At 72.4% G+C, this 2,028-nt stretch carries 2 protein-coding genes; both read right to left on the reverse strand.

All coding sequences use genetic code 11. The annotated features are described in order from the left end of the window. Positions 1-801, reverse strand: an 801-nt coding sequence (locus IJH84_RS13710; protein WP_295144904.1) for a glycosyltransferase, incomplete at its 3' end; no start/stop codon positions are given. Continuing rightward, positions 798-2,028: sugar transferase (locus tag IJH84_RS13715; protein ID WP_295144907.1), on the reverse strand; the 1,231-nt coding region annotated here is incomplete at its 5' end. The genes IJH84_RS13715 and IJH84_RS13710, both read right to left, overlap by 4 nt.

Below are 2,028 nucleotides of genomic sequence, written 5' to 3' on the forward strand. Positions count from 1 at the left end.
CGCCTCGTAGAGCCGGCGGTACTCGTCCTCGGTCCGCTCCTGCCCGCCGGGCAGGGCCAGCATGGCCAGGTCGAGGAGCTTGCCGAAGCCCGGGGTGTTGCCGAGGGGAATCACGTGTTCGACCACCAGCAGCTTGCCGCCGTCCCCCAGCAGCGGCGCGGCCGCCTCGATCACCATGTCGAAGCGCTTGTTCGGGTCCAGCCGCCCGAGCAGGCCGATGACGTACGCGCGGTCGTCGATGCCGTGCTCGCCGCGCACCCGCGCCCGCGCGGCCGGGTCGAACGCGACCCGGTCGAAGTCGACCCCGTTCGGAATCATCGTGATCTTGCCGCGGCGCACGCCCCAGGCGGCCAGCCGGTCCGCGACGGTCGGCGAGACCGCGATGGTGGCTTGCGCGAACAGGTCGGTGCCGAGGTAGAGCGCGCGCACTCCGGCGGTCATCCGCCGCCGCTCCAGGTGCGTCTCACCGATGGAGTGCTCGGTGCCGACCACCACCGGCGTCCCGGCCAGCTTCGCGGCGAGCTTGCCGTACACGCACGCCCGGTACAGGTGGGTGTGCACCACGTCGTAGCCGCCTTCGCGGATCAGCGCGCGCAGCTTCGGCAGCGCGCTGAGCTGGGTGTTGCTGCTCATCCCCAGATCGCGCACCCGCGGCCCGTCGCCGGTGATCATGCTCGCGACGTCGCCGGCGTTGTAGAGCGCGAGCACCTCGGCGTCGTGCCTGGTGTGCTGCAGGATCGAGCGCAGCTGCAACTCGGCGCCACCGACCGCCAGGCCGGTGATCACGTGCAGAACTTTCATCGTCGTACTCCCCCCCTCGCGGCGGCCAGCACCGCAACCGCGGTCCTGGCCACTACCACCACGTCCAGCCACGGCGACCAGTTCTCGATGTAGCGGTTGTCGAATTCGGCGCGGTCGGGGATCGAGGTGTCCCCGTGCAGCCCGTGCACCTGCGCCCAGCCGGTCATGCCGCCGGGAACCCGGTGGCGGTCGGCGTAGCGCGGCAGTTCGCGACTGAAGCGCTCGGCGTAGCAGGGCCGTTCCGGGCGCGGCCCGACGATCGACATCCGCCCCCGCAGCACGTGCGCCAGCTGCGGCAATTCGTCGAAGTGCGTGCCGCGCAGCCACCGGCCCAGCACGCTCGTGTCCTTTTTGGACACGATCCAGCCCTGTCCGGCTCCGCGGGCCACGGTGCGGATCTTGACCACTTCGGTGCTGCGCCCGGCTCCGGTGACGCGGCGCTGCCGGAAGAACGCGGTGCCGCCACCCAGCCGCACCGCCAGCGCCGAGGTCAGCAGCAGCGGCGCCAGCAGCACCAGCAGGGCCGCGGCCAGCACGACGTCGAAGATCCGCTTGGCCACCTTCGCCGCAGCGCTGTGGGTCCAGCGCCGCAGCGGCACCACCGGCACTCCCCACACCTCGTCCGAGCTCGCCTGCGGCAACGCCACGCCGAGTTCGTGCAGCCGCGGCACGACGCACACGTCCGCGGGCAGCGGGCGGCAAGCACGCACGATCGCCACCAGGTCCGCTTCGGACTCGCACAGCAGCACGCGGGTGATGCGGTGCCTGGCGACCACTTCGCCGAGCTGCGCAGCACGCCCCAGCACCGGAACATCGCGCCGCGGACCGTCGTCGAGGAACCCCTCCGGCAGCAGCCCGAGTTCGGGATGTTCGCGCAGCGCCCGGTAGATCCGCAGCCCGAGATCCGATGCACCGACGATCACCGTCGGCTGCAGCAGCAACCCGCGCCGGTGCACCGACCGGAGCACTCCGCACACCGCGCCCCGGAACACCACGAGCACGCCTGCTCCGGTGCAGCCGAGCCACATCGGCGGCGTCCACGGCAGCAGCAGCACCGCCGGGCACGCAGCCGAGATCGCCAACCGCGGAATCTGGTCGCCGACTCGCAGGCAGATCCGGCTGCGGTGCTGGCCCTCGGCCGCCAGCACCGCCAGCACCGCCACGCCGTAGACGACGCCGGTCCACACCGCGGCCCCCGACACGGCGACCGCCACGACCAGCGCCACC

Origin of the sequence: Saccharopolyspora sp. (assembly GCF_017434145.1) — a bacterium.
In the GTDB taxonomy this organism is placed as follows: domain Bacteria; phylum Actinomycetota; class Actinomycetes; order Mycobacteriales; family Pseudonocardiaceae; genus Saccharopolyspora_C; species Saccharopolyspora_C galaxeae.